Genomic DNA, 25,726 nt, shown 5'->3' with positions numbered 1-25,726 from the left:
GTAAAGGAGGTCAAAAATGAAGGCAATCGGCTTGATTGAAACAAGAGGGTTGACAGCGGCTATTGAAGCGCTGGACTCAATGGCAAAAGCAGCAAATGTCAGTTTAGTTGATTTAAAGAGGGTCGGATCCGGCCTTGTCACCGTCATTATCGAGGGTGATGTCGCAGCAGTGGCCGCAGCTGTTGAGGTTGGGAAGACTGCTCACACAATGACTGGAGGAGAACTGGTTTCGGCTAATGTTATTCCCCGCCCTCATTCAGAACTTCGCAAAATTCTTTAATGGAGGTGCATAATGTGTGTCTGACTTTATTAAAAGTGTTGTAGAAGAAGTGATGAAGCCTTACGGCAAGTCAAAGGTAAACCCCATTAATAGAGTTTCCAATCAGTCCCCTCCAAGCAGTCAGCAGGAAACGAAGAGGACTATACAAGGCATTAGCCGGCCTAATTACCAGAAGGAAAAAATGAATAAAAGAATTTCAGTGCATCATGCCGTACCGGTTAAGACTGGCGATTTACATCCAAACCTTAGTAGGCAAACCGATTCTCTTGCTTCTCCCAAGGCTTCAGCTAAGGAAAAAATTGCACAGCTTCAAACCCTATCCCTGGTACAGGGGAAACAGCCGGTTTCTTCTAAGACTGGCTTTGCTGATATAAGACCTGATCGAAATGCAAGAGAAAGCCAGCTTATCGGACAAACGCCGGAGGGTGTAAAAGTCTGGCTTTTCTCAGACCTTCATCCTGCTCTTGAAAGCTCTTTTCAGCGGGAATTAAAAACAGCCTCAATCGGCGTAATCACTTCAGAAAAATGCACGCCCGGCCAGTTATTTATGCTGAATGACCTTTTAAGAGAGTTTCCTTCATTAAGATATTGCCTGACATGGGACAAAAACAGCGGGCAATCCTTTTCGCTGGAGCTATATGAAAAGGATCATAGATCACTATTAAGCGCTTTAAAGAGCTTCTTTAAAAAACTTTCCCAAAAATCCTTTAAAACTGCTCAAATCTATAGAGAAAAATCCCCCAGTCCATGGCTTACAAAGCAATTGGGGCTGAACTCTTCAATAGGCGGTGTAGCTGTCATTGAGGGAATCGACTACTATTCGGCTATTTTGCTCCTTGACCGTTACATGAAAAAAAGCACTTCTGAACAATTTAATTTTTTAATAGAGAAGAAATATTTGCTGCTTCATGGAAACTATGATGAGGTATCTCGCATTTCTGATCAGCTTTATAAGGAATTCGGCAGAATTAAATAGGTGTCAGCCAGAATCGCTGTCACAGATCAGCACTATTCATCCCGAAAGCATCTTATAGGCACGGAGAGAAGCTTTGTCAATTTTACAGGAGGAGGATTTTTCAGTTGCAAGCATTAGGTTTGATTGAAACCGTTGGTTATTCAACAGCAGTTTCTGCAGCAGATGCAGCCGTAAAAGCAGCAGACGTAGAAATTGTAGGAATTGAAAAAGTAATAGGAGTGGAGGGCTATCTGGGCGTGACCATCCATTTCAACGGGGATGTAGCGGCTGTGAAGTCTGCTGTCGATGCTGGTGTGAGTGCTGCAGAGAGAATTGGAAAAGTAATTTCTGCTCATGTTATCCCTCGTGCACACAGTGAATTAGCGGGAAAACTGCTTCCGAATTTTAAACTGGAAGATATACATCCTGGTACTGAGGCTGAGGGGGATAAGAAACTTGAAACGGAGCCGAAAAGAAAAAAGCAAAAGAAAGAAAGCAATAACCTTAAGGATAACGATACAGATAAACCATCAGTACAGTAAATTTAAGGAGGAAACACACAATGGGTGAAGCATTGGGATTAATCGAGACAAAAGGTCTGGTAGGCGCAGTAGAGGCAGCGGATGCAATGGTTAAAGCAGCTAATGTGGAGATCTGCGGATATGAAAAAGTGGGATTTGGTCTTGTAACGGTCATGGTCAGAGGGGACGTCGGAGCGGTTAAAGCTGCCACCGATGCAGGAGCGGAAGCGGCCAGCAGAGTAGGAGAACTCATTTCGGTACATGTCATTCCAAGGCCGCACAGCGAAGTTGAAAGAGCACTATTATCAAAAAATATCGGTGAATAAGCATGAGCAGCAAAAAGCAGAGTGTTATGGCAAAAAACACTCTGCAGGAGCTTTACCTGCGAAATGACAGCTGCAGAGACAGAAAACCTCACATCCTGGCTCTTTTGACCTCTCATATGATAGGAATGGAACCAGGATTTTCTTACTTGAAAAAGTTAACAAAGGAAGATATTACACTAAGAATGGCTGCTGAGAAAGAAATGCTTAAACAATTTCCGCTTCAGGAGTTAGTTTTTCTGACTGGAAATGACGATTGGATCTCTCCTGCAGCGGTTCATGACCAGTCAATTGATCATTTCGATGAAATCTTTTTGCCTATACTATCTTTTTCTTTAATAACAGACATATTGTCCCTTAACGAAAAAAGACCATTGGTGCAGATCATCCTTAAGGGCTTATTAAAGGGAAAACGGGTCACGGCTTTAAAGTCTGGAGGTGATCCTTTCAGCCAATATTGGAAACTGAAAGGAATGGATAAAGGCCCGGACTTGTTAAAAAGAAAGCTCGGTCAGCATATGGCAGAGCTGAAGATGCTCGGAATCAGATTAATAGATTTCAATGAACAAGCAGACTTTGCTGTTCAGCATTTGAAGAAAACGGTTATTACCGATGAATCAGTCCGGTTTGCCCATTTGAATATGCTTGATGAAATAGCTGTTCCAAAAGGGGCTATCATTACCCCTCTTGCAAGAGATACAGCAAAGGAACTGAAGATCGAAATCATTTTACTTTAAGGGGAAGATCTTTATGCAAATGGGAATAGTGGTTGGTCGTGTAACTGCCACTAGAAAAGATGATAATCTGGTTGGCACAAAATTATTAATTACCCAGCCTTTAGGATTGGATGGATCGCTGTTACCGAACCCCATTATAACCGTTGATACTGTTGGTGCCGGAATAGGAGAAAAGGTCATATATGTGACTGGAAGCATGGCATCAAGAGCCGTCCAAAATAAAGATGCTCCTATAGATGCAGCCATTATCGGAATTATTGACAGTATAGAAGGAGAAACAGGGGGTTAATAAATGGATGCAAAAGACATAAAAAAGGCAGTGCAATACCGCAAGCTTATTGACGTGCTGCTTGATTCCAGCCAGTTTGCTGATGTAGTCCTAAAAGGCGGATACTTCATCAATGTCATCACCCGGGAGATTTATAAAGCAGATGTTGCGATGAAAGGCGAATATATTTTAATGGCTGGAGATGCAAAAGACTTAATCGGGCCAAAAACGAAAGTGGAAGACATACAAGGGAAATTCGTATGTCCCGGGTTTATTGATTCTCATATGCATTTTGAAAGTGCAATGCTGACATGTACGGAATTCTCCAAGCTTTCCATTCCGACTGGAACCACCACTCTGATCGGAGATCCGCATGAAATTGGGAATGTCTTGGGGGTTCACGGGATGCAGGCGATGATTGAAGAAGCAAAGACACTTCCTAACCGGATTCTTTTCACGGTTCCCTGCGCGGTGCCTGATGCTCCCGGACTTGAAACCTCCGGATTTGATGTGACCTCCAAGGATATGAAAGAGCTATTGGCTGACCCAAATGTGCAGGGAATTGGAGAGATCCAAAGCTTCAGCAATATCAGGCCGGTATATGAGCATGCCCCGGAATTAATAGACGACCTTGTTGCCGCAGTTTCCTATGCTAACAGCATTGGAAAAACGGTTGAAGGGAATGCACCAGGCTTGTTTGGCAAAGAGCTTGCAGCCCATATTATCAGTGGCGGGAACCATGTGTCCTGCCATGAGACTACGACGAAAGAAGAAACAGTCGAAAAGCTGCGGAATGGTGTAAGTGTGTTCATGCGTGAAGGCTCCTCCCAAAGAAATATGGCAGACTGTATTCGTGCCATAACAGAGGATGGACTCGATTCCCGCCGTGCAATCCTTGTATCAGACGATATGGTGCCTGCTGATCTGTTAAATTACGGACATATGAATGATATTGTCCGCAGAACTATTGCTGTAGGCATTGATCCTGTAGAAGCCATCCAAATGGCGACCATAAATCCGGCTTCCCATTTTGGCTTTAAAGATGTAGGGGTAATTGCACCAGGAAAACGGGCTGATGTTGTCGTAATCAGCGATCTGAATAATATGACCGTTGACCAGGTATATCTTGCAGGAAAAAAAGCAGCAGAAAAAGGCGAATTAACCATAGATATTGCTCCTTACATATATCCGGAAAGTGTGAAAAAGTCAGTGAAGAGAAAACCTGTAACACTAAAGGAGCTGGGTATTGAGGCATCAGGCAGCCGAGCAAAAGTAAGGGCAATTGAAGCTATACCTTTTCAGAACTTAACTGGCGGAAGTGAGTTCACTCTGAATGTCAAAGACGGAATTGTGCTGCCTTGCCTTAAGAAGGACGTGCTGCCGCTACTGGTTGTAGAACGCCACGGCAGAACAGGAAAAATCGGCAAGACTTTCCTGCATGGCTTTGATTTGAAAAGCGGTGCCATTGCAGAAAGCGTCGCCCATGATACACACAATATCATCGTAACTGGGACAAACTACGAAGATATGGTAACTGCGGTGAACCGTGTAATTGCAATGGATGGCGGTATAGCGATGATAAAGGATAGCAAAGTAGTCGGTGACCTGCCATTAAGGATTGGCGGTTTAATGACAGACGAATTAACCGGAAAAGAAATGAGTGAAAAGGTAGACGAATTATCGCAGCTTGCCAAAGATGTTCTTGGCTGCGGCATGGAAGTTCCGTTTATGCATTTATCATTCTGGTCACTGGTAACAAGCCCTAAGTGGAAAATTACAGATATGGGCCTAATCGATGTAGATAAGTTTGAGGTCATTCCGACCATTATTAATTGAACTAAAAGCGGCGTTCCCTGCCGCTTTTCATATAGTAAAAGAATTTGCAGGCAAGGAGGAACACCATGGGAGTTAAATTAGTCGATTTAACACAGGAAATTTATCAGGGGATGCCTGTTTTTCCCCTTCATCAAAAAACAATGATTTTCCCAAATATCTCTCACGAAGAAAGTGAAAAGCAAGTAGGATTTATGTTTGCAACCAATAATCTATTAATCAATGAACATGGGCCAACCCATAGCGATGCAACCTATGAATATGATCCAAGCGGCAAATACATCGATGAAATGCCGCTTGAATATTTTTACGGGCCCGCAGTTTGCCTGGATGTGTCCCACATCCAGCCTGATCGATATATTACAGACCGTGATCTCGAGACGGCATTGCGGAAATCACAACAATTTATTGAAAAAGGCGATATCGTTCTCCTCTATACCGGCCACTATAATCGCTCTTATGGTACAGAGAAATGGCTCACAACCTATACGGGCCTAAATTATCAAGCAGCAAAATGGCTGGCTGAAAAAGGTGCGGTCAATATAGGCATCGATGCCCCGGCCATTGACCATCCGGATGATCCCAAATACTCCGGGCACCTCATTTGCAGGGAGTATGGGATAACCAATACGGAAAATCTCTGTAATCTCGATCAAATTGCAGGAATGCGATTTCTATATTTCGGACTGCCGCTCAGGATTCGAAAGGGAACGGGATCTCCAGTGCGTGCTGTTGCCGTTTTCATTGAATAACAACAAAGGTTGGTGATCAAATGAAAGAGGTTTTTAACAGGGGGATGATCAGGGACGAAATTATTATCCCCCCTTATGAAGGAAGAAGTGCTCTGATTCACAAAGGAGAAGAGCTCATTATTATTGATATGGAAGGAAAACAAGTGGGGGATTTTGTCTGTTTTAACTATAAAGATCCTGAGGAACATGTTTCCCCTGTTCATATGCGTGCCTCATTAAGCAGCATTCGGCTTAAAACGGGAGATTGGCTTTACAGCAACCGCCGCCGCCCGCTGATGCAGGTGGTGGAAGACACTGTTGGAAAACATGATTTTTTCTTTCCTGCTTGTGATTATTACCGCTATAAAGTTGATTTTGGCAAGGAGGATCACCCCAATTGCCATGATAATATTGCGGCTGCTTTGAAAAAGTATGATATCCACCCTCCTGTCATTCCGGATCCCATCAATATATTTATGAATAATGTCCTTGATGATGCCGGTGATTATGTCATTACCGAGCCTCTTTCCAAGCCTGGTGATTACATAAGGCTGAAAGCATTGTGCGATGTTGTAATTGCCTGTACAACCTGTTCCCAGGACATGGCACCGGTTAATGGGTTTAAAGTGACCCCTATTAAAATGCAAATTGTGGAGGCGGATTAATGAATGATATTCAGTTTCTTCAGCAGCTGCTTCAAATCGACAGCTCTAATCCGCCCGGAAACGAACATTTAGTGACTGAAGCATTTATTAACAGATGCAAACAAAATGGTCTGCCGTTTAAAGTGACAATGCTTGATGAGACTCGAAGCAATTTTGAAGTTACGCTTCCGGGAAAAAGCGGTAAACAGCTCGTCTTATGCGGCCATATGGATACCGTTTCTCCTGGAACGGGAGAATGGATTTACTCTCCATTTTCAGGAGAAATCGCAGGTGGGCGCATATATGGCAGAGGAGCTTCTGATATGAAAAGCGGTCTTGCAGCGATGTTCCTCGCTTTGGAAGAGCTTTATCTCACGAGTACTGTACCCCCTGCTGGCGTTACATTTTTGGCAACAGCCGGGGAGGAAGTCGACAGCTGCGGGGCAAGGGCTTTTATAAAAGAGAATGACTGCAGAAAAATCGATGCATTAATCATTGCAGAACCAACAAATGAAAAAATTGTGATTGGCCATAAGGGGGCACTTTGGCTTGAAATAACAGCGTATGGAAAAACATCTCACGGTTCAATGCCGGAACAGGGAATAAATGCAGTAGATCATATGATTAAAATAGTCCGGCTATTGGATGAAATGAAAATTGAATGGAAAACAGAAAAGGAGCCCCTCGGACAAAGCAGTCTGGCTGTTACCATGATTGAAGGCGGAGTGCAGACCAATGTCATTCCAGATAAATGCAGCATCAGAGCAGATATAAGAACCGTCCCTCCTCAATCCCATTCCAGTTTTAAAAACATGCTAAAATCCAAGCTTGATCTGCTGATGGATCAAGGAGAAATTTATAAATACAGTATTGAAACCATTCTTGATCGTCCATCTATTTTAACGGATCCTGCTGAGGACATTATTCAAATAGCGCAAATGATCAGGGGCGAATCGGCAGCAAACCATTACGGGGTGTCCTACTACACAGATGGTGCTGTTCTTAATCCAAGGAGTGAAATTCCTACCTTGATTTACGGCCCGGGTGACGAAAAGCTTGCCCATCAGCCAAACGAGTGGGTTAGTCTGGAGGCTTATCAGCGCTCCATTCAATTTTACAGGCAGCTTATCATGACCTATGGAAAGCTGGAGCCCGGAGAACCAAGTTCTGTGCAAGGGAGAGGGGAAAATTGAGCAGTATTCTGATAAAAAATGCTGAAATCATCACGATGAACACAGCTGAAGAAATCTTCTTCGGCGACCTTTATATTGTGGATGACCGCATCGCTGAAATTGGCCAAAACTTAGCACATAAAGCTGATAAAGTAGTGGATGCATCAGGAAAAACAATTATACCCGGATTTATCCAGACACATATTCATCTATGCCAGACCTTATTCCGAGGGCAGGCTGATGATCTTGAACTGCTTGATTGGCTGAAGCAGAAAATCTGGCCGCTAGAGGCCTCTCATGATGAAGAATCCATCTACTATTCTGCCATGCTGGGGATTGGCGAATTGCTGCAAAGCGGAACAACAACTGTGGTGGACATGGAGACAGTCAATCATACCGAATTTGCATTTCAGGCAATTTCCGAAAGCGGCATACGGGCACTTGCCGGAAAGGTCATGATGGATAAGGGGGAAGAGGTGCCGGTTCCGTTAAGAGAAAATACCTTAAAGTCCATCCAGCAAAGCGTAGATCTGCTTGAAAAATGGCATAATCACGATAATGGACGAATACAATATGCCTTCTGTCCCCGTTTTGTCGTTTCCTGCACAGAGGAATTGCTGACAAGTGTCAGGGATCTTTCTGCACAGTACAATGTAAGGGTCCATACGCACGCATCGGAAAATGCAAATGAAATTCTGCTTGTCGAAAGAGAATTAGGCATGCGGAATGTAGTTTACCTGGACAGCATTGGGCTTGCCAATGAAAGGCTGATTCTTGCGCATTGTGTTTGGCTTGATGAAGAAGAAAGAAAGATCATCAAAGAACGTGGTGTAAAGGTCAGCCATTGTCCGGGATCAAATTTAAAGCTGGCATCAGGTGTAGCAGAAATTCCTTCCTTATTGGATCAGCAGGCTTTTGTCAGCCTGGGTGCTGATGGTGCTCCATGCAATAACAATCTGGATATGTTCAATGAAATGAGATTGGCTGCAATCATTCAGAAGCCTGTACATGGACCAACAGCAATGGATGCCAGAACAGTCTTCAGAATGGCTACGATCGGCGGAGCTAAAGCAGTTGGAATGGAGAAGGAAATCGGAAGCCTTGAGCCCGGCAAGAAGGCAGACCTTGCTATTCTTAATCTGAATGATTTTCATGTGTATCCGTCATTTGGTATCGACACCATCTCCAGGATTGTCTATTCAGCCACTCGCGCAGACGTAGAAACAACCATTGTAAACGGGAAAATCGTCATGGAAAATAGGAAGCTAAAAACGGTTGATAAAGAAATGGTGTTAAGAGAAGCGAACATCAGCATAAAGAGGCTGCTCAAAAGATTAGAGACAGCCGTTTATTAATCTTCTAAAACGGCTGAGAGCTAATCAGCCGTTTTATTATGGTAAAATATTGAAAGGGATGTGATGATGTGAAAGCTGGCAATTTGAATCATGCAAATCTAGTGCAGGCATCCGAGTTTATTGCAAGATTGAACTCTTTGCCCCAGTGCCATATAGGGTATTTGGGGACCAGCCAAGATGATATTCTTCATAGTCTGGAAGAAATGAATAGTGATGCCGAATCAGCTGCATTTATTGTCTGGGAGGATGGTGCGATTGCAGGTTTTTTGGGAGTAGATGCTGATCTTAATAAAGGCACAGCAGAATTATGGGGACCTTTTGTTCAGGAAAATGAAATTATGAGACTTTTATGGGAAAAAGCCCTTCATTACTTTGAAGGAAACCTGCATTCTTATTTTCTGTTTGCGGATATAGCCAACCATACTGCTGCCGAATTTGCTTCAAGGAACGGGTTCAAGCTGCAATCTGCTCATACATTCATGGAACTGAAAGGATATCCCAGTATTGATTTAAGAGATGTCAGTTTATTGCCTCCTCGCTGCCATAGTGAGTTTATCCATTTGCATGATACCGTGTTTCCCCATACATATTATTCAGGAAAAGAGATTATCGGAAGAGTGAATGATGATCACAAAGTTTATGCATCTGGTGATGCGGATGGATTAAATGGCTATTTATATGCAGAATACAATCGTGAAGAAAAAGAAGGAAGCATTGAAATCATTGGTGTGAACTCCAGTAAACGCAATAAGGGCATTGGACGGAAATTTCTTGATATGGCGGTTCATGATCTTTTTGTGAATGCTGGAGCCGCAAGCATTAAGCTTTGTGTGGGAACAACAAACGAGAAAGCCCTTTTTCTTTATAAAAAAGCAGGATTTAAAGTTGAAAGGGCATTGAGTTTTTATAAGCTGAATATTTGGGAATAAGAGCAATAAGTTAGTGCGCTTTTACGTTTTTAGGTAAAATATAATTAACCAGAAAAATTGGAGGGAACAAAATGGCTATTGAAAATCCAAGCAGGGACGAAATGGGTGTACTGTTAAAAAAGGCAAAGCGGATTGCTGTTGTGGGGTTAAGCGGAAATCCTGAACGTACATCCTATATGGTGTCAGAGGCGATGCAGAAAGCCGGTTATGAAATTATACCGGTTAATCCGGCTATTGATGAGGTACTTGGTGTAAAGGCTGTAGGAAGTCTTAAAGAGATCGAGGGACATGTAGATATCGTCAATGTATTCAGGCGCTCTGAGTTTCTTCCGGAAATTGCGCGGGAGTTTGCTGAAATGGATGCTGATATCTTCTGGGCTCAGCTAGGAGTGGCGAACCAGGAAGCATATGATTTTCTAAAAGAAAAAGGCTTCACTGTCATCATGGACCGCTGCATTAAAGTTGAACATGCACTAACGAAGTAAATTCAGCATGAGGTCTGCTTAAGATCTCATGTTTTTTATTTTTTATAGAATCCCTATAAATAAAGGGTTTGCCTAACGGAAATAATCAGGATAAATCTTTAAAATCCCAAGATCTTATTTGCCAAAACCAAATAAATAGATAAAATAAAGCATAGACCATCCTAAATTATATGGTAAAATATGAATAGAGAACATCTGTTCTATCCTTGAGGTATCAAAGGAAAATGGGCTAAAAAGCCGAATTCTCATACTGGGTGTTCTTATTGCCGAGATTTTGACGGCAAGTGTTTTTGCAGGAAATGAAAGGGGTATGTTCGTGGCAAGAAATCAGGAAGCTTTTGACTACAATGATGATGCCATACAGGTACTCGAAGGGCTTGAAGCTGTTAGAAAACGCCCTGGGATGTACATTGGAAGTACGGATGCAAGGGGTTTGCACCATCTTGTATATGAGATTGTCGATAACGCTGTCGATGAAGCGCTGGCAGGTTACGGGGATCATATCATTGTCAAAATACATAAAGATAATTCAATTAGTGTTCAAGATAAAGGACGCGGTATGCCTACAGGTATGCACAGAATGGGCAAGCCGACTCCAGAAGTCATATTAACTGTCCTTCATGCTGGGGGAAAGTTTGGCCAGGGAGGCTACAAGACAAGCGGCGGGCTGCATGGTGTTGGTGCGTCCGTAGTCAACGCCCTCTCCGAGTGGCTTGTTGTGAAAATTAAACGTGATGGCTTTGTGTATGAACAGCGTTTCGAGCTGGGCGGAAAGCCGGTTACAACGCTTGAAAAGGTGGGCAAAACAAATCAATCAGGGACAACCATCCACTTTAAGCCAGATCCGTCAATTTTTTCGACTACCACGTATAATTACGAAACACTCTGCGAGCGGCTTCGTGAGTCTGCATTCCTACTAAAAGGAATGAAAATAGAAATCATAGATGAACGTAATGACTTTCATGACGTTTTTCATTATGAAAATGGCATAGAAGCATTTGTTGAATATTTAAATGAAGAAAAGGATGTTCTTCACCCTGTAGTAAGCTTTGAAGGTGAGAGCAATGGAATTGAAGTGGACTTTGCTTTTCAATTCAATGATGGATACTCGGAAAATGTCCTTTCATTCGTCAACAACGTCCGCACAAAAGACGGCGGTACGCATGAGGCTGGGTCTAAAACAGCGATGACAAGGGCTTTTAATGAATATGCCCGCAAAGTGAATCTTCTGAAGGAGAAAGATAAAAACCTGGATGGAGCGGATCTGCGGGAAGGATTCACGGCTATAGTCTCTGTTCGTGTACCTGAGGAACTTTTGCAGTTTGAGGGCCAGACAAAAGGCAAACTGGGAACCAGTGAAGCACGTTCCGCAGTTGATTCAGTTGTTTCCGAGCATTTGTCTTATTTCCTTGAAGAAAACCCAGAGACAAGCTCTCTATTAATTAAAAAAGCAATTAAAGCTTTCCAGGCGAGAGAAGCGGCACGCAAAGCACGTGAGGAAGCAAGAAGCGGGAAGAAGCGGAAAAAATCTGAAGCCATGCTTTCAGGAAAACTTACACCAGCACAGTCCCGCAACCCGCAAAGAAACGAATTATACCTGGTTGAGGGTGATTCTGCCGGGGGATCTGCCAAGCAGGGGAGAGACAGGCGCTTCCAGGCTGTGCTCCCGCTTAGAGGTAAAGTAATCAATACGGAAAAAGCAAAGCTCCAGGATATCTTTAAAAATGAAGAAATCAATACAATTATCCATGCAGTCGGGGCAGGCGTCGGCGCAGATTTTAATCTGGAAGATGTTAACTATGATAAGGTAATCATCATGACAGATGCCGATACCGATGGAGCACATATCCAGGTGCTTTTGCTCACTTTCTTTTACAGGTATATGAAGCCGCTGCTTGAAGCGGGCAAGGTATTCATTGCACTGCCTCCTTTGTACAAAGTCAGCAAAGGTTCAGGCAAAAAAGAAGTGATCGAGTATGCATGGAGTGATGATGATCTTCAGGATACCATTAAAAAAGTAGGTAAGGGCTATATGCTCCAGCGCTATAAAGGACTTGGCGAAATGAACGCCGATCAGCTATGGGAAACGACTATGGATCCAGAGTCGCGCACACTGATCCGCGTAAAGATTGATGATGCCGCAAGAGCTGAACGCCGTGTGACCACATTGATGGGTGATAAGGTTGAACCGCGCCGCAAGTGGATCGAGTCCAACGTGGCATTCGGCCTTGAAGAAGATGGAAGCATACTTGAAAATGAGAATATTTCAGTACTAGAGGAGGAGGGTATTGAATCATGAGTTCAGCTGAAAAATTCCGGGACCTTCCTCTTGAAGATGTATTAGGCGACCGTTTTGGGCGTTATAGTAAATATATTATTCAGGATCGTGCCCTTCCTGATGCACGTGATGGGTTAAAGCCTGTTCAAAGACGGATCCTTTATGCCATGCATGTAGAAGGAAACACACACGAAAAGGGCTTTAGAAAGTCTGCTAAAACAGTCGGAAACGTAATCGGCAATTATCATCCGCATGGCGATACTTCTGTATATGACGCCATGGTGCGGATGAGCCAGGATTGGAAGGTTCGAAATCTTCTTGTTGAAATGCACGGAAATAATGGGAGCATCGATGGAGATCCTCCAGCCGCCATGCGTTATACAGAGGCACGATTATCGGCCCTTTCTTCCGAATTGCTGAGAGATATTGAGAAAAGAACCGTTGAATTTATCCCAAACTTTGATGATACTTCCAGTGAGCCAACCGTTTTGCCCGCTGTCTATCCAAATTTGCTTGTCAATGGCTCAACAGGTATTTCTGCTGGATATGCAACTGATATTCCGCCGCACCATTTAAATGAGATTATCGATGGAGTTATTTTACGGATAGACAAGCCGGATTGTTCTATCGATGATCTGATGGAGCATATTAAAGGGCCTGACTTCCCTACTGGAGGCATCATTCAGGGAGTCGATGGAATAAAAAAAGCTTATGAAACAGGAAGAGGCAAAATCATTGTCCGCGGAAAGGCAGAATTCGAAGATTTGCGCGGAGGCAAAAAGCAAATTGTCATTACAGAAATTCCTTATGAAGTGAATAAAGCAAATCTGGTAAAGAAAATTGATGAATTCCGGCTGGACCGGAAAGTCGAAGGCATCGCCGAAGTCCGTGATGAAACGGACCGGACAGGCCTTCGAATTGTGATTGAGTTAAAAAAGGATGCGGATCCTGAAGGCGTCCTTCATTATCTGTATAAAAACAGTGATTTGCAGATTCCTTATAACTTCAATATGGTGGCCATCCATAATCGTCATCCGAAATTAATGGGGTTAAGAGAGCTGCTGGATGCCTATATCGGCCATCGTAAAGAAGTTGTTACACGCAGATCTCAGTTTGAGCTGCAAAAGGCTGAGGCTCGTCAGCATATCGTTGAAGGCCTAATGAAGGCTCTTTCCATACTGGATGAAGTGATTGCAACGATCCGGGCATCTAAAGATAAACGGGATGCAAAAGATAATCTGATTGCTGAGTTTGAGTTCACTGAACCACAGGCCGAAGCAATTGTTTCCCTCCAGCTTTATCGCTTAACTAATACAGACATTACAGCCTTAAGAGCAGAAGCTGATGAGCTTGCTAAGCTAATCGGCGAGCTTAAAGCTATTTTGGAAAGCGAGAAGAAACTATTCTCTGTCATTAAAAAAGAGCTAAGGGATGTCAAGAAGCGTTTTGCCGATGATCGCCGGACCAGAATTGAAGCGGAGATTGAGGAAATCAAGATTAATCTTGAAGTTCTGGTAGCCAGCGAAGATGTGATTGTAACGGTAACAAAGGAAGGCTATGTCAAGCGCACAAGCCAGAGGTCGTTTGCCGCCTCAAACGGACAGGATTTCGGGATGAAGGATTCAGACAGGCTGATCGCAAAGCTTGATATGAATACGACCGATGTGCTTCTTGTATTTACGAATAAAGGAAACTATCTATACTGTCCAGTACACCAGCTGCCGGATATCCGCTGGAAGGACCTTGGACAGCATATTGCCAATATCATACCGATCGACCGGAATGAATCAATAGTCCGGGCTATTCCAGTTAAAGATTTTGAAACAGAAGAATACTTGCTCTTTATGACGAAAAATGGAATGGTAAAGAAAACGGAGCTTAAGGCTTATAAGGCCCAAAGATATTCTAAGCCGCTTGTGGCAGTTAATGTAAAAGGCAATGATGAAGTTCTCGACGTTTATTTAACAGATGGCACGAAGGAAATATTCCTTGCCACGCATCAGGGATTCGGACTCTGGTTCCATGAAGAAGAAGTCAGTATCGTTGGTGCCCGGGCTGCCGGAGTCAAAGGAATTAACCTGAAAGACGGCGATTTTGTCGCAGGTGCTCAGCTTATTGAGGATCAGAAAGAGCAGGCTGTCGTGATTGTTACACAGCGAGGTTCTGTTAAAAAAATGAAACTGAGCGAATTCGAACGGACTTCCCGTGCCAAGCGCGGTGTAGTGATGCTTCGTGAATTGAAATCAAACCCTCATCGTATTGTAGGGTGTGTGATTGTACGCAGCAAAGATGATTTATACATTGAAACGGAAAAAGGCCATATAGAAGCAGTTAATGCTTCATCAATCCGCTTTAATGACAGATACTCTAACGGATCGTTCATTATTGATGATTCCGAGAGCGGCAGGGCAAAATGTATTTGGAAGGTTGAAGAACCTAAAAATGATTCAGATGCCCCGGCTGAATAAACTTTGTGAACCCCTTTGTAAAAGACAGAGGGGTTCATTTTATATTTTTTGTATAAAAATCGAATAAAATATTATTTGAAAGCGTTTGTAGAACCGTTCACAAGGGAATATAAATTTTGGTGATTTTTCTTTTAAAACGCAATTTTATTGTGTTTATAAGGCATTGGAATGAATATTCGTCTTGTCTATTAAAAATTCTTTTGATAGATTAGAATAGGTGTTATTTTTGTGAGATAATAATAACCGTAATTTAAAAAACAGGGGGAAAATGAATGAATTTATTTTTAGAAGGTTTAAATTCGGCAGTCGGCTTTTTGAATGATATTGTCTGGACTTATATTCTAATCGCAGTACTTATCATTTTAGGTCTTTATTTCAGTCTAAAAAGCAAATTTGTACAATTCCGTTATTTTGGAGAAATGGTGCGGATACTTGGAGATAAAAGCATGGTATCGGCTGAAGGCAAAAGGGGAATTTCATCTTTCCAGGCATTCACAATCAGTGCTGCTTCAAGGATAGGGACCGGCAACATGGCTGGCGTTGCAACAGCAATAGCAGCAGGCGGACCAGGTGCGGTATTTTGGATGTGGGTCATTGCCTTTTTAGGTGCCGCTTCAAGTTTTGTGGAGAGTACTTTAGCACAAATCTATAAGGTCAAAGATAAAGACGGTTTTCGCGGCGGTCCTGCTTACTATATGGAAAAAGGACTTAATAAACGCTGGATGGGCATTTTGTTTGCTGTTATCATCACTTTCTGTTTTGGACTTGTATTCAACTCAGTCCAGTCCAACACAATTTCATTAGCCTTCAATGAAGCATTTGGGACAAGCCGATTAACAATTGGATTGATTCTTGCTGCCTTAACTGCTGTAATCATCTTTGGAGGAATTAAGAGAATAGCCTATGTATCACAAGTTATAGTTCCGATTATGGCAGTCATTTACTTAATTGTTGCCATTGTAATTGTAATGATGAATATTACTGAAGTGCCAAATCTTATTGCAACGATCGTTAAAGGCGCATTTGGAATGGATCAGGCCTTTGGAGGGGCAATGGGCGCTGCTGTCATGATGGGTATTAAAAGGGGCCTATTCTCGAATGAAGCCGGAATGGGAAGTGCACCTAATGCAGCTGCAACGGCTGCTGTTACTCACCCAGTTAAACAGGGGTTAATTCAAACTTTAGGTGTATTCGTAGATACGATTTTAATTTGTTCCGCGACTGGATTTATGATTATCCTTTCAGGAGCCTATACATCACCTGATCTATCAGGTATACAATTAACTCAAACAGCATTATCATCTCATATTGGCACATGGGCTCCTGTTTTCGTGGCTGTGTCAATCTTTCTCTTTGCATTTAGTTCTGTTATCGGCAATTACTATTATGGGGAAACGAACATTGAGTTCATTAAGGAAAGCCCACTCGCAATATTCATTTATCGTATTGGCGTAATCGGCATGGTCATCTTTGGGGCTTTAGTCGACCTGGCAACAGTTTGGGGCCTTGCAGATTTATTTATGGGTATTATGGCTTTAATAAACCTGGTTGCCATTACCATGCTCGGGAAAATTGCATTCGCTGCACTTAAGGACTACAAGGCACAGAGAAAAGAAGGGAAAGACCCTGTGTTTTATGCAGACTCCATTCCAGGATTAGAAGGAATTGAATCATGGGAAACGAAAGAAAATGCCTTGAAAAAGAAAGCTGAATAATTACCGATGGAAACCTCTTATCTATAAGATAGGAGGTTTTTTTATGTGTTTTTACATGTTATTACCATATCTGGATAAGCTATTAGAAAAATAGGGAGGATTCGTAAATGAAAAAAGAATTGCTTTTTGCGTTTGCGGCTTTCTTTTTTATGTCTCTATCCGCCATAACAGGGGTATATGCCGGCGAGGAAGATCATAAAGCTGTGACGGTGTCAAAAAACAAAGTGGATGTTACCGGTGATACTAAGGCGGATACCGTCTATATTAAGGGTGTTTATTATGAGGAAGGCGCATCATTTTTAAAGGAAATATCACTCGAAATAAAGGCTTCAGACGGTAATACATATAAAGCAGAGCTTGCAGGTGGCTATGAACCTCAAATACAGTTTGAGGTTTTAAATCATGACTCCATTAAAGATATGTTTATAAGTATACCAACAGGGGGAAGCGGCGGTCTGTCGAATTTTTATTTATATACGTTAAAGGACTTTACGTTGACAGAATTGGCTGTTCCAAGTCCTTTAGTAATCAATAGCCAATTTGAAAATGGCTACAAAGCTAATATTCGGATTCAAGACACCAAACAATCCTATACGTTTGATTTAAGGGACCGGAGCGAGGAATATGAACGGCTTGGTCTATATTTAAACGGAAAACTAAGTGAACCTACCGAGCTAATGGTAAATCCTTATAGCACGCTGAAGATCATTCCTGTTGAAGGGCAAAACGGATTATTGGGAGTTCAAAGAATAAGCGGTGCCTATAATGCAGATACAATCGCCTTTGTAGAATCTTTCTGGCTGTATGAGGAAGGGAAATGGATGTTAAAAGACACCAAAGTAATGAAAATGAATTCGCGCAAACCTTAATAAAATGGGCATTTGTCACGTTTCAGTAAGCGCCACATATACTGGCCATAAGGAAATTTGTATTTGGGGGCGCTTAATATGAGCAATTTTGATCCATCTAAGCTGTCGGTTAAATATTTGCCTCCTGCCACGGAATTCAGACCCGTAGACAGCAGGAAATATACACTTACACACTCAGATGCAACAGGTGAATTATCTTTGGCGATAGGCGGATGCTATGATTTTAATGCAGTCAATCCTAAATTCCGTGATGAAGTATTTGCTGAATGGATACCCCAAATGGGGCAGTATGTGCTGAGCGGAAGGGTGTATATCAGCGGCGGAGAATTCGATCAGCAATACTCAAAAATAAGGTTTCTTATCTTCCAAAAAGAATTGGATCTGGCGCTAAAAGCCATGGTTTATGGTGACAGATGTTTTTATACCAATTATCCCTGGCTGCTTGATTCGCCAATCTTTATATATTTTGAATCCGTATACCCGGAGTTCAGCAAACTGCTTTATTACGGGACTCCGAGAAAATATTTAAGTGCAGCATTGCAGCCAGTATGAATGGAGAAAGGAACGTGTGTTCGGTTTGTGAAAAATGGCTCAAAACTCAGAACGAGGCAAAAGAAGCTGCATAAAACAAATAAACAAAGGAGCGTTTAGAATGAAAAAAGAACAGGAGAAAGCATTTGGATTGAGCTATGAATCGGATGGAGAGATGGGAGAAAAAACCAAAAACAATAACAATAATAAGGATAATAAAGAACAAGAAGAAATGTTTTTTAATACTACACAGGATAGTGAATAAATTAAAGGGATATAAACAAATGGTTGCGCATAGTAATGTTATGTTAACTAGATGGCGAAAAAAGTATTAGTTAAGAGGGATTGTTAAATATCTGCGTAATATCGATTTAGTTAATTGTTAACAGACCATCAGAATAATGAACCACAGCTTCAGCAGAATCAGCGGAAAACGAAACTGTTCTAAAATTTAAACTGAAAAGTATTCATAACAAAATTACTAGCGTTGCAGGTTAAATCATTTAAGAAATAACAGACTGAAAATTTTTATGCTGTCTCATTATCTTAAGTATACTTTGATAATGAGACAGGAATTATGTTTCAGCTTATTACTTCCTATAATATATATTATGTAAACTAGAAAAAATTTTGTCCCACCATAACCCCTCTTAATAATCTTTATTGGGCATTACTCTCCTCCATGCTAGCAACAAATTCTTGGAACAATCCCATAATGTTTTAACCCTTTAATCTAATAACCTGTGTACTCGATAATAATGATGCATCTCAAAAAAGAATGTTTTGTCTATAATTAATACATTAATTACAAAAAAATAAGCATACTGATAGTAAAGTTTCTGTTGGTATTATATCCCTCTGTTATTTCCTTTTTGTCTCATTATAATATCAAGCGTTATTTCACTGCCTCTATAAAAGTTTACGAAAATATACAATTATTTAACGTATATTAGGACATTTGATCACTAATAACACTCTTCAGTTGATAAAAATCAATGCAGGTCATCAGAAATCCCATTACTTTGTATAGCAATTGAAAATCAAATGCTGCCGCCTCCATTTAATTCTTGCATAAAGTTAATATAAACTATATTTCAAAGCGCAGGTGAAATTTGTTGATTCGTTTGCTTCCTTGTATAGCTATTTCAATTCTCTTAATCGGTTGCGCCAGCAGTGGTCATAATTCAAATGAACAGGATAAGAAATCAGCTGCTATTCAAACCGAAAGTCAGTCTTCACCTAAAGTTATACTTCTTGTTATCGATTCCTTGATGGATGAGCCTTTAAAAAAAGCTATTCAAGAGAAAAAAGCTCCTGCTCTGGCCTTCTTTTTAGAACACGGACAATATAGTAAAAATGTAGTAAGTTCCTATCCAACCATGTCGGTTACAATCGACAGTTCTTTAATAACTGGAGCTTACCCGGATAAGAGTAAGATTCCTGGGCTCGTTTGGTTTAATAAAGATGAGAAGCAAATCATCACTTATGGAAATGGTTTATTTGAAATCATGAAGATTGGGGTTTCCCAATTTGCTGAAAGTATCATGCATCAATATAATAACGTTGACCTCAGTCCAAATGTAAGCACCATCCATGAGGACCTGAACACGATTAAAAAGGAATCAGCATCCATTAACGCATTTATTTATCGGGGAAATTATCGTCATACCCTTAAAGTACCAAAGCTGATAACAAAAGTGAGTAATTTACCTTCTGAATATGAAACCGCTGGGCCGAAAATGCTGTCTTTAGGTGCATTTATTCAACAGGACAAAAAGAATAATCACATCGTGAACCGTTTAGGACTTAATGATGCCTTCGCGGTTCAAGAATTAAAATACCTTTTGGAAAAAAATATTATTCCTGAATTTACAATCCTGTATATTTCAGGAAATGACTTTACTGTACATAGGAAAGGGCCAAATACAATAAAAGGAATTGAAAAACTTGATAAGTATCTTCAGGAGGTCTTGAATAGTTTTCCGGAATGGGAAGATGCCCTTAAAAATTATAACTGGATAATCATTGGAGACAGTAAACAGTCACCTGTCATTGAATCTAAAAAAGAAGCTTTAATCGATTTACAAGAAACCCTTTCTGAATATAGAATTTTAAAGCTCGGCAAGCCTGCTGCAAAAGACGATGAAATTGTCATTACAGCAAATGAACGAATGGCATATGTCTATAAAATTAACGAAAGTGTTTCAGTTAAAGACATTGCCGGAAGATTGAAAACAGATCAGAGGATTGCCTGGATTGCATGGAAGGAAAAAGAATTAATACATGTGATATCCGGGGATCATGAAGGATCCTTCGAATTTAAGCCAGGTGGAACCTATCGTGATGTTTATAATCAAGGCTGGTCTATAAAAGGAAATACTTCCATTCTCGATTTAACCTTAAAGAACAAGAATATTCATTATGGGGATTATCCTGATGGATTAGCAAGGTTATATGGAGCTATGAATTCTCAGGAAGGAGAATTTCTTGTCGTTGACGCAAAACCCGGATATGAATTTATTGGAGAAAGTTCACCTGAACATTCCGGTGGCGGTGCCCATGGCTCCATGCATAAAGATGATTCACTAATCCCTATCATTGTTACAGGAACAGATAAAAGTATCGAGCAGCTGCGGATTGTAGATTTGAAAAAATGGATATTGGAATTTTGGAATTGATAATGGATGTTTGAATTATTGAAAAACATAAACCTGCTCTCAGCAAATGAGCGAAGGTTTATGTTTAGTTATAAATCACAGGCAATGTTAAATTCAGGTTTTTCTAAAAGCTTCGTATGCTAAATTTAGAATGATTCATTAACCTCCCAGGATTCCACCAATTTATAAGCTGTTTGCGGATTATAGCCTTTTCCAAGCAAGTACGCAATGGCTGCAACCTCAGTCATTGCATGAGAAATTGAAGTAAATTTTGCTTCTGTTAAGCCATAATTTACAAATGGTTTTACAATCATTAAGGTCTCGTTTTTTATATCTCTGTATGGAATATAGGAACCATAATTCATATTTTGAAAATAGTGCATTTTATTAACTGCCTCCCCCATTTTTTACTTGATGTTATTTTATGATGGGTTTTAAGAAATGTTTTTTGTCCAGGTGAAACATTTCTTTTCAATAAAATAAGCATACTGAAATTAAGGAAGCCGGGAATGATTAGATTTAGGGATATAATTAAGGAGCAAATTTGATGCGCAGATGGTGGATTGTATTAGCATATGTCATTTTATTGATCGTTGGAATGACCAATAAAGATTACTTTTTAGAATGGATGCGAACCAGTGACCCATCTTGGCTTCCCTTAATGTTTTTATTTTCTGTCATGATTGCCTCTATTCCTTTCTTGCCATTTACTCTATTTGCAGGATTAATGGGAGTTAAATTTGGTGCGATGGTTGGTCTGCTGATCAATTGGTTTGGCATTCTTTTGACTTCGGCAATTTACTTTTTTTTATCAAGATACTATTTCAGGAATTATTTCACTGCCTACTTAGGAAAGTATAAAGCAATTAATAAATTTCAGTACCTGTTTGAAAAAAATGCATTTATGGCTATTTTGTTTGGACGAATGATAGTTATTATCCCTCCTCTGGTGTTTAATATCTATTGTGGAATAGCTGATATTCCATTTAGGCATTTTTTTATAGCTACTGCAATCGGAATGCTGCCTCCTATGTTTATGCTTGCATACAGCGGCGAGCAATTGTTTTTATCACTTCATAATTTTTTGCTGGGAGTAATTTGGTATCTATTATTTCTTCTCTGCTTGTTCCTTTGTTATAAATTATGGTTCCATAACAAGCTGGATCAATCAAAAAGATGATCCAATATTGAAGTAAAATTATATAAATGAAAAAAAGCCCACAAAATACGTGGGCTGCTATGCTATTCTTTATTTGTTGTTTATCGGGTTCTTATTCGATGTTAATTCCTCTGCAAACTCAGTTGATCCCGCCGTATTTGGCTTCTGAAAATTTGTCGTTTGGGCAGTATTATTGAATTTGTTGTTTATCGGGTTCTTATTCGATGTTAATTCCTCTGCAAACTCAGTTAGCCCCGCCATATTTGGCTTCTGGAAATTTGTCATTTGGGCTGTATTATTCATTAAGTTTTGAAACGGACGAGCCATATTTCTGCCTCGATTTCTCGTAAAGCCATATGCAGCTGCACTTAAACCAAGGCTAATTAAAGATCCCCATAGCATTCCTCTGTTCCTTCTTCTCTTTCTTCCAAACATATTTAAAAATGGCTGCATTCTGCCCATATTAAAAATCGCATTTATCCAGTTATTCAAGTTTAAGCACTCCCCTTTAAGTAATAAGAAGGAACCATCATACGTCCCTCCCATTATAATTTTTACTTTTAGGGATTTTAATATGCTGGCAAAAATTTTAATGGGTTTGTAAATAATATTTGTGCATATCATAAATTTTTTTTTTTGTAAATTACTGATTGTACATGTTTATTATACGCCTAAAAAACCTTGCCTATTGGGCAAGGTTTAGAAATGCATTAAGATATTTCATGATAAGTGATTTCAGGACGGCTGCCGATACGGATATTGACCCCTGTCTGGCCCAGTCCCTCACTTATATAAAAAGGCTTTCCGCTATGATAATGAAGACCTTTAACCATTTTCATGCGGACAAGCTTACCCATTTTTATCAAATGATACGGCTTTGGCCAATGAATTTGCCCACCGTGAAAGTGCCCTGATAATAAATAATCAAAAGGAATATTTTCCATCTCTAATACAATATTGGGATCATGTGTCAAAACTAGATTACAGCCTTCAAATACGCCTTCGTAGGCCTTTTTTACATCACTGTGTCTGGTACTGTAATTATCAATTCCAATGATGTTTAATTTTTCCCCATTAACTTGTATCGACACATGCTCATTTTGAAGTGTTTTACAGCCATTTTCTTCTAGTGTGTTTTTCAATGTTTCAAAGTTATGGCCTTTTAAAACATAATCATGATTACCAAAGACTGCATACATGCCATGCTTTGGATTTGTCTTGTTCAGTGCATGGAGATAGCCCGCAAGTTTAGGAATACTTCGTTTGCGGTCAAGAAAATCGCCTGTAAGAGCAATTAGATCCACTGGCTGTTTTGAGATCATCTTAAATAATTCATCCGGACTGACAGATATATTTTCTAGGTGCATATCAGATATATGAAGAATTTTTATGTTATCTCCCGAAACTGAGATATTAGGACGGGAAACGGAAATTGAATTTATCGTTACATTCTTTGTGTTCTTATTGGCTTTGTAAATAATATAACAGAAAACGGAGAACAAAATTAAAGTGAAAAATAATGCCATTTTCATATCCCCTCCCTCCTTCAAAGTATAAGGGGATTGAGGGGACAGTCCTAGTGGGAGTTAGAGGAAACAGTCTGCATCTTTTATTTATATTTATTAATCAGGTTTTCTTTAGACATCAATAAGTAAACAGTGCGATGCTTTTTAATATTTGCAGCAGAAATTTTTGAATACGACAAAAAATATATAGGCAATTGAAATGTTTTTTTAAACCAGCAGTAAAGTTTATTTTTTGGAGGTATGCATTCAAACCCAAGCGCGCTGAATCCCTTGTTTATAAGGGTGATGCCAATAACCCCTTTTATTTTCGTTTCTTCTGGATGGTTGAGGATAAATGCAGTCAAAAGCGGCATAGAATCCTTAACACGTTTATAGATGGCTCTTCCTTTTAATAATTCATTTGTCATATAGTTAAAATCATTTAACAGCCTGACATTATGCAGATGAATTTTAAGTAAAAGATCATTTTTTCTTATGATAGCACCGTCAGATAATTGAATGTCATTCCCTTTATATTTTGTTAGCCTCACGCGAAAAACTCCTCCTTTTTCCGGATCTGCTGTAAGATGCTGTAACCGGGTAAAAGGATAATAAAAAGGATCCAGGAATATCCATATTGATAATAAAATATTACGGAACATGATTTATTTAGGTCCCCCTCCTTCATAAGCTATAGTAAATAGGATGTTAATCTAATGGTAATTTTAATTATGGAAATGAACGGATATAGTGCCTTTTTAATATGGCAGCTTGCAGCCAGGTCTTCCAAGGGAGATCCAGATCGCCCTATATGATAAGCTTACTGAATTTGGTATGAAGTTTATTACATAAGCATTCAATAAAAAGTAATAATATATTGTGTAGTTTATTTCTCATTTGAAAGAAGGAATTAAAGATGACAGTTGGAACTCAAGTAAAGCAAGCAATTGTTGGCTTGAAGAGCGCACAGGCCAGCTTTGAAACGTTTGCACTGGCTACGGAAAACCAAAATGCTAAGCAGCTGTATCAGAATGCCGCACAGCAAACACAATCGATTATTGACAGCCTTGAACCAAGGCTTCAAGAGATTCAGCAAGAGGAACCACAATATAATCAGTAGACAAACAGGCTGGCATATGCCGGCCCTATTTCAATTATTAATTCTATCTTGAATGGTGTGATCCCAATGACAATTGCTTCGAATGTAAATCAATGTCTTGCAGCCATACGTTCTATAGAAGCACAGTTATCAAACCTGGCTTTAACCTCAATGGATGAAGAAGCAAAGCGCCTATTCCATGAATCAATGCTGGAAATTAGCGAGATAAAAACTGATCTTGAACACCGAAAAAAGGTTATAGAGTTTGAGGAACCGCAATATAAACCAAACTAACTGAACTTGGAGATGAAAATATGCCTGAATGGCTGCTTATTGGTGCACGTTCTATTTTATTCGCAGGTGTTTTATTTGCTATAACCAAACTGATAGGAAAAAAACAAATATCAGAGCTTTCATTTTTTGAATATGTATCAGGAATTACAATAGGAAGTATAGCCGGTGAAATTATTATGGGGCTGGATAACCACTGGGCCAGCGGAATCTTTTCTATTTTGATTTTTGGTCTGGTTACATTATTTGCTGATATTCTCTCGCTTAAGAGTAAAAGCTTCCGTGATTTCTTTGAAGGAAAAGGTACAATCTTTATTAAAGATGGAAAAATATTAGAAGATAATTTAAAAAAAGAAAGATATTCGATTGATGATTTATCCTCCCTGCTTCGCCAAAAAAATGTTTTTAAAACAGCAGATGTGGAGTTTGCTGTTTTAGAGCCGCGCGGAGACCTTAGCATCATGCTGAAGAAAGAAAACCAGCCGCTTACCCCAAAGGATCTTCAATTGAATTTGCCTCAGGAAAAAGAGCCGCAAACGGTTATTATGGATGGGAAAATTCTAAACGATCCCCTTGCTGAGTCAGGGAAAACGAGAAAATGGCTTTACATGGAGATAGAAAAACTGGGTTTGACTATTGATAACATTTTTTTGGGTCAAATTAATTCTTATGGAGAACTGACTGTAGATATTTTTGATGATTCACTAAAGGTTCCTGCACCACAACAGCGTCCTCTGCTTATGGCAATGATAAAAAAGTGTGCAGCTGACCTCGAAGTGTTTTCCCTGCAGACTGATTCCAAGAAGGCACAACAAATGTATGAAAAAAATACTCTTAAACTGAATCAAATCATTCAGAAATTATCCCCATATTTAAAGTAATCTTGTCCATCAAGAGGACTTGAAAAACAGAGTCCGCCCT

The 25,726-nt window shown here is 40.2% G+C and carries 28 protein-coding genes; 24 read left to right on the top strand and 4 right to left on the bottom strand.

Going from position 1 to position 25,726, the window contains the following annotated elements; genetic code table 11:
• Window positions 1-16: 16 nt before the first annotated feature.
• The 20 genes from DFO72_RS06670 (at window position 17) to DFO72_RS06580 (ending at window position 20,772) form a co-directional block, all read left to right on the top strand.
• Window positions 17-280 carry a BMC domain-containing protein gene (locus DFO72_RS06670; RefSeq protein ID WP_113880824.1) on the top strand — a complete coding sequence of 88 codons (264 nt, stop codon included), beginning with the start codon at window positions 17-19 and terminating at the stop codon, window positions 278-280.
• Window positions 281-296: 16 nt separating this feature from the next.
• Window positions 297-1,256, top strand: coding sequence for a hypothetical protein (locus DFO72_RS06665; RefSeq protein ID WP_113880825.1), 960 nt, complete (start codon window positions 297-299; stop codon window positions 1,254-1,256).
• 104 nt (window positions 1,257-1,360) lie between these two features.
• Complete coding sequence (locus DFO72_RS06660) at window positions 1,361-1,777, top strand: BMC domain-containing protein (RefSeq protein WP_113880826.1); 417 nt, start codon at window positions 1,361-1,363, stop codon at window positions 1,775-1,777.
• A gap of 20 nt (window positions 1,778-1,797) precedes the next feature.
• On the top strand, window positions 1,798-2,082 hold the full coding sequence (locus tag DFO72_RS06655; RefSeq protein ID WP_009334686.1) for a BMC domain-containing protein: 285 nt from the start codon (window positions 1,798-1,800) through the stop codon (window positions 2,080-2,082).
• 26 nt (window positions 2,083-2,108) lie between these two features.
• On the top strand, window positions 2,109-2,816 hold the full coding sequence (locus DFO72_RS06650; RefSeq protein ID WP_243856078.1) for a hypothetical protein: 708 nt from the start codon (window positions 2,109-2,111) through the stop codon (window positions 2,814-2,816).
• Window positions 2,817-2,829: 13 nt separating this feature from the next.
• Entirely contained in the window at window positions 2,830-3,105 is a 276-nt protein-coding gene (locus DFO72_RS06645) for a EutN/CcmL family microcompartment protein (RefSeq protein ID WP_113880828.1), read from the top strand.
• Between the two features lie 3 nt (window positions 3,106-3,108).
• Window positions 3,109-4,920: an adenine deaminase gene (gene ade / locus DFO72_RS06640; protein ID WP_113880829.1), complete on the top strand. Its 1,812-nt coding sequence runs from the start codon at window positions 3,109-3,111 to the stop codon at window positions 4,918-4,920.
• A 65-nt stretch (window positions 4,921-4,985) separates the two neighbouring features.
• Window positions 4,986-5,669 (top strand): cyclase family protein, encoded by a 684-nt coding sequence (locus DFO72_RS06635; protein ID WP_134177223.1) that lies wholly within the window; start codon window positions 4,986-4,988, stop codon window positions 5,667-5,669.
• A gap of 20 nt (window positions 5,670-5,689) precedes the next feature.
• Window positions 5,690-6,313 carry a DUF1989 domain-containing protein gene (locus DFO72_RS06630; protein ID WP_134177221.1) on the top strand — a complete coding sequence of 208 codons (624 nt, stop codon included), beginning with the start codon at window positions 5,690-5,692 and terminating at the stop codon, window positions 6,311-6,313.
• A complete protein-coding gene (locus DFO72_RS06625) occupies window positions 6,313-7,485 on the top strand; it encodes a M20 family metallopeptidase (protein ID WP_134177219.1) in 1,173 nt (390 codons plus the stop codon). The genes DFO72_RS06630 and DFO72_RS06625 overlap by 1 nt, the downstream gene beginning before the upstream one ends.
• A complete protein-coding gene (locus DFO72_RS06620; RefSeq protein ID WP_113880830.1) occupies window positions 7,482-8,819 on the top strand; it encodes a 5'-deoxyadenosine deaminase in 1,338 nt (445 codons plus the stop codon). Before DFO72_RS06625 ends, DFO72_RS06620 begins: the two co-directional genes overlap by 4 nt.
• Before the next feature lie 68 nt (window positions 8,820-8,887).
• The gene (locus DFO72_RS06615; protein ID WP_113880831.1) at window positions 8,888-9,748 is read left to right on the top strand and encodes a GNAT family N-acetyltransferase; all 861 of its coding nucleotides are present in this window, start codon (window positions 8,888-8,890) and stop codon (window positions 9,746-9,748) included.
• 71 nt (window positions 9,749-9,819) lie between these two features.
• On the top strand, window positions 9,820-10,233 hold the full coding sequence (locus DFO72_RS06610; RefSeq protein ID WP_113880832.1) for a CoA-binding protein: 414 nt from the start codon (window positions 9,820-9,822) through the stop codon (window positions 10,231-10,233).
• A 316-nt stretch (window positions 10,234-10,549) separates the two neighbouring features.
• The gene (gene parE, locus DFO72_RS06605; protein ID WP_113880833.1) at window positions 10,550-12,532 is read left to right on the top strand and encodes a DNA topoisomerase IV subunit B; all 1,983 of its coding nucleotides are present in this window, start codon (window positions 10,550-10,552) and stop codon (window positions 12,530-12,532) included.
• Window positions 12,529-14,979, top strand: coding sequence for a DNA topoisomerase IV subunit A (gene parC, locus DFO72_RS06600; RefSeq protein WP_113880834.1), 2,451 nt, complete (start codon window positions 12,529-12,531; stop codon window positions 14,977-14,979). The genes parE and parC overlap by 4 nt, the downstream gene beginning before the upstream one ends.
• Before the next feature lie 272 nt (window positions 14,980-15,251).
• Entirely contained in the window at window positions 15,252-16,694 is a 1,443-nt protein-coding gene (locus DFO72_RS06595) for an alanine/glycine:cation symporter family protein (RefSeq protein WP_113880835.1), read from the top strand.
• 107 nt (window positions 16,695-16,801) lie between these two features.
• The gene (locus DFO72_RS06590; protein WP_113880836.1) at window positions 16,802-17,563 is read left to right on the top strand and encodes a hypothetical protein; all 762 of its coding nucleotides are present in this window, start codon (window positions 16,802-16,804) and stop codon (window positions 17,561-17,563) included.
• A 78-nt stretch (window positions 17,564-17,641) separates the two neighbouring features.
• Window positions 17,642-18,115 (top strand): staygreen family protein, encoded by a 474-nt coding sequence (locus DFO72_RS06585; RefSeq protein WP_113880837.1) that lies wholly within the window; start codon window positions 17,642-17,644, stop codon window positions 18,113-18,115.
• Window positions 18,116-18,215: 100 nt separating this feature from the next.
• Window positions 18,216-18,359, top strand: a complete 144-nt coding sequence (locus DFO72_RS29340; RefSeq protein ID WP_166672431.1) for a hypothetical protein — start codon at window positions 18,216-18,218, stop codon at window positions 18,357-18,359.
• An 850-nt stretch (window positions 18,360-19,209) separates the two neighbouring features.
• Window positions 19,210-20,772: an alkaline phosphatase family protein gene (locus DFO72_RS06580; protein ID WP_113880838.1), complete on the top strand. Its 1,563-nt coding sequence runs from the start codon at window positions 19,210-19,212 to the stop codon at window positions 20,770-20,772.
• Between the two features lie 125 nt (window positions 20,773-20,897).
• Here the strand turns inward: DFO72_RS06580 and DFO72_RS06575 are convergent, their stop codons facing one another.
• Window positions 20,898-21,134: a hypothetical protein gene (locus DFO72_RS06575; protein WP_113880839.1), complete on the bottom strand. Its 237-nt coding sequence runs from the start codon at window positions 21,132-21,134 to the stop codon at window positions 20,898-20,900.
• A gap of 164 nt (window positions 21,135-21,298) precedes the next feature.
• On the opposite strand from DFO72_RS06575, the gene DFO72_RS06570 reads away from it, so the two are divergent.
• Window positions 21,299-21,931, top strand: coding sequence for a TVP38/TMEM64 family protein (locus tag DFO72_RS06570; protein ID WP_113880840.1), 633 nt, complete (start codon window positions 21,299-21,301; stop codon window positions 21,929-21,931).
• 69 nt (window positions 21,932-22,000) lie between these two features.
• On the opposite strand, the gene DFO72_RS06565 is transcribed toward DFO72_RS06570, so the two are convergent.
• The 3 genes from DFO72_RS06565 to DFO72_RS06555 form a co-directional block, all read right to left on the bottom strand.
• A complete protein-coding gene (locus DFO72_RS06565) occupies window positions 22,001-22,402 on the bottom strand; it encodes a hypothetical protein (protein ID WP_113880841.1) in 402 nt (133 codons plus the stop codon).
• Between the two features lie 218 nt (window positions 22,403-22,620).
• Window positions 22,621-23,436, bottom strand: coding sequence for a metallophosphoesterase (locus DFO72_RS06560; RefSeq protein WP_243856094.1), 816 nt, complete (start codon window positions 23,434-23,436; stop codon window positions 22,621-22,623).
• 83 nt (window positions 23,437-23,519) lie between these two features.
• Window positions 23,520-24,077 carry a YkoP family protein gene (locus DFO72_RS06555; protein WP_113880843.1) on the bottom strand — a complete coding sequence of 186 codons (558 nt, stop codon included), beginning with the start codon at window positions 24,075-24,077 and terminating at the stop codon, window positions 23,520-23,522.
• 254 nt (window positions 24,078-24,331) lie between these two features.
• Here DFO72_RS06555 and DFO72_RS06550 point away from each other — a divergent pair, with 254 nt between their 5' ends.
• The 3 genes from DFO72_RS06550 to DFO72_RS06540 all read left to right on the top strand — a co-directional run bounded on the left by DFO72_RS06550 (window position 24,332) and on the right by DFO72_RS06540 (window position 25,686).
• Window positions 24,332-24,535, top strand: a complete 204-nt coding sequence (locus DFO72_RS06550) for a DUF1657 domain-containing protein (RefSeq protein WP_009334653.1) — start codon at window positions 24,332-24,334, stop codon at window positions 24,533-24,535.
• Between the two features lie 66 nt (window positions 24,536-24,601).
• Complete coding sequence (locus DFO72_RS06545) at window positions 24,602-24,808, top strand: DUF1657 domain-containing protein (protein WP_009334652.1); 207 nt, start codon at window positions 24,602-24,604, stop codon at window positions 24,806-24,808.
• 20 nt (window positions 24,809-24,828) lie between these two features.
• The gene (locus tag DFO72_RS06540) at window positions 24,829-25,686 is read left to right on the top strand and encodes a DUF421 domain-containing protein (RefSeq protein WP_113880844.1); all 858 of its coding nucleotides are present in this window, start codon (window positions 24,829-24,831) and stop codon (window positions 25,684-25,686) included.
• Window positions 25,687-25,726: the final 40 nt, after the last annotated feature.

Origin of the sequence: Cytobacillus oceanisediminis (assembly GCF_004366035.1) — a bacterium.
In the GTDB taxonomy this organism is placed as follows: domain Bacteria; phylum Bacillota; class Bacilli; order Bacillales; family Cytobacillaceae; genus Cytobacillus; species Cytobacillus oceanisediminis_C.
This window is presented reverse-complemented; position numbering and strand designations above follow the sequence as displayed.

What these genes read in the sequence shown, in the direction of transcription:
- DFO72_RS06630 (WP_134177221.1), top strand. Translation starts at nt 5,690, where the DNA reads ATGAAAGAGGTTTTTAACAGGGGGATGATCAGGGACGAAATTATTATC.
- DFO72_RS06625 (WP_134177219.1), top strand. Translation starts at nt 6,313, where the DNA reads ATGAATGATATTCAGTTTCTTCAGCAGCTGCTTCAAATCGACAGCTCT.
- DFO72_RS06635 (WP_134177223.1), top strand. Translation starts at nt 4,986, where the DNA reads ATGGGAGTTAAATTAGTCGATTTAACACAGGAAATTTATCAGGGGATG.
- DFO72_RS06570 (WP_113880840.1), top strand. Translation starts at nt 21,299, where the DNA reads ATGCGCAGATGGTGGATTGTATTAGCATATGTCATTTTATTGATCGTT.
- DFO72_RS06670 (WP_113880824.1), top strand. Translation starts at nt 17, where the DNA reads ATGAAGGCAATCGGCTTGATTGAAACAAGAGGGTTGACAGCGGCTATT.
- DFO72_RS06590 (WP_113880836.1), top strand. Translation starts at nt 16,802, where the DNA reads ATGAAAAAAGAATTGCTTTTTGCGTTTGCGGCTTTCTTTTTTATGTCT.
- DFO72_RS06585 (WP_113880837.1), top strand. Translation starts at nt 17,642, where the DNA reads ATGAGCAATTTTGATCCATCTAAGCTGTCGGTTAAATATTTGCCTCCT.
- DFO72_RS06540 (WP_113880844.1), top strand. Translation starts at nt 24,829, where the DNA reads ATGCCTGAATGGCTGCTTATTGGTGCACGTTCTATTTTATTCGCAGGT.
- parC (WP_113880834.1), top strand. Translation starts at nt 12,529, where the DNA reads ATGAGTTCAGCTGAAAAATTCCGGGACCTTCCTCTTGAAGATGTATTA.
- DFO72_RS06545 (WP_009334652.1), top strand. Translation starts at nt 24,602, where the DNA reads ATGACAATTGCTTCGAATGTAAATCAATGTCTTGCAGCCATACGTTCT.
- DFO72_RS06560 (WP_243856094.1), bottom strand. Translation starts at nt 23,436, where the DNA reads ATGGCATTATTTTTCACTTTAATTTTGTTCTCCGTTTTCTGTTATATT.
- ade (WP_113880829.1), top strand. Translation starts at nt 3,109, where the DNA reads ATGGATGCAAAAGACATAAAAAAGGCAGTGCAATACCGCAAGCTTATT.
- DFO72_RS06650 (WP_243856078.1), top strand. Translation starts at nt 2,109, where the DNA reads ATGGCAAAAAACACTCTGCAGGAGCTTTACCTGCGAAATGACAGCTGC.
- DFO72_RS06655 (WP_009334686.1), top strand. Translation starts at nt 1,798, where the DNA reads ATGGGTGAAGCATTGGGATTAATCGAGACAAAAGGTCTGGTAGGCGCA.
- DFO72_RS06550 (WP_009334653.1), top strand. Translation starts at nt 24,332, where the DNA reads ATGACAGTTGGAACTCAAGTAAAGCAAGCAATTGTTGGCTTGAAGAGC.
- DFO72_RS29340 (WP_166672431.1), top strand. Translation starts at nt 18,216, where the DNA reads ATGAAAAAAGAACAGGAGAAAGCATTTGGATTGAGCTATGAATCGGAT.
- DFO72_RS06575 (WP_113880839.1), bottom strand. Translation starts at nt 21,134, where the DNA reads ATGCACTATTTTCAAAATATGAATTATGGTTCCTATATTCCATACAGA.
- DFO72_RS06595 (WP_113880835.1), top strand. Translation starts at nt 15,252, where the DNA reads ATGAATTTATTTTTAGAAGGTTTAAATTCGGCAGTCGGCTTTTTGAAT.
- DFO72_RS06645 (WP_113880828.1), top strand. Translation starts at nt 2,830, where the DNA reads ATGCAAATGGGAATAGTGGTTGGTCGTGTAACTGCCACTAGAAAAGAT.
- DFO72_RS06555 (WP_113880843.1), bottom strand. Translation starts at nt 24,077, where the DNA reads ATGTTCCGTAATATTTTATTATCAATATGGATATTCCTGGATCCTTTT.
- DFO72_RS06610 (WP_113880832.1), top strand. Translation starts at nt 9,820, where the DNA reads ATGGCTATTGAAAATCCAAGCAGGGACGAAATGGGTGTACTGTTAAAA.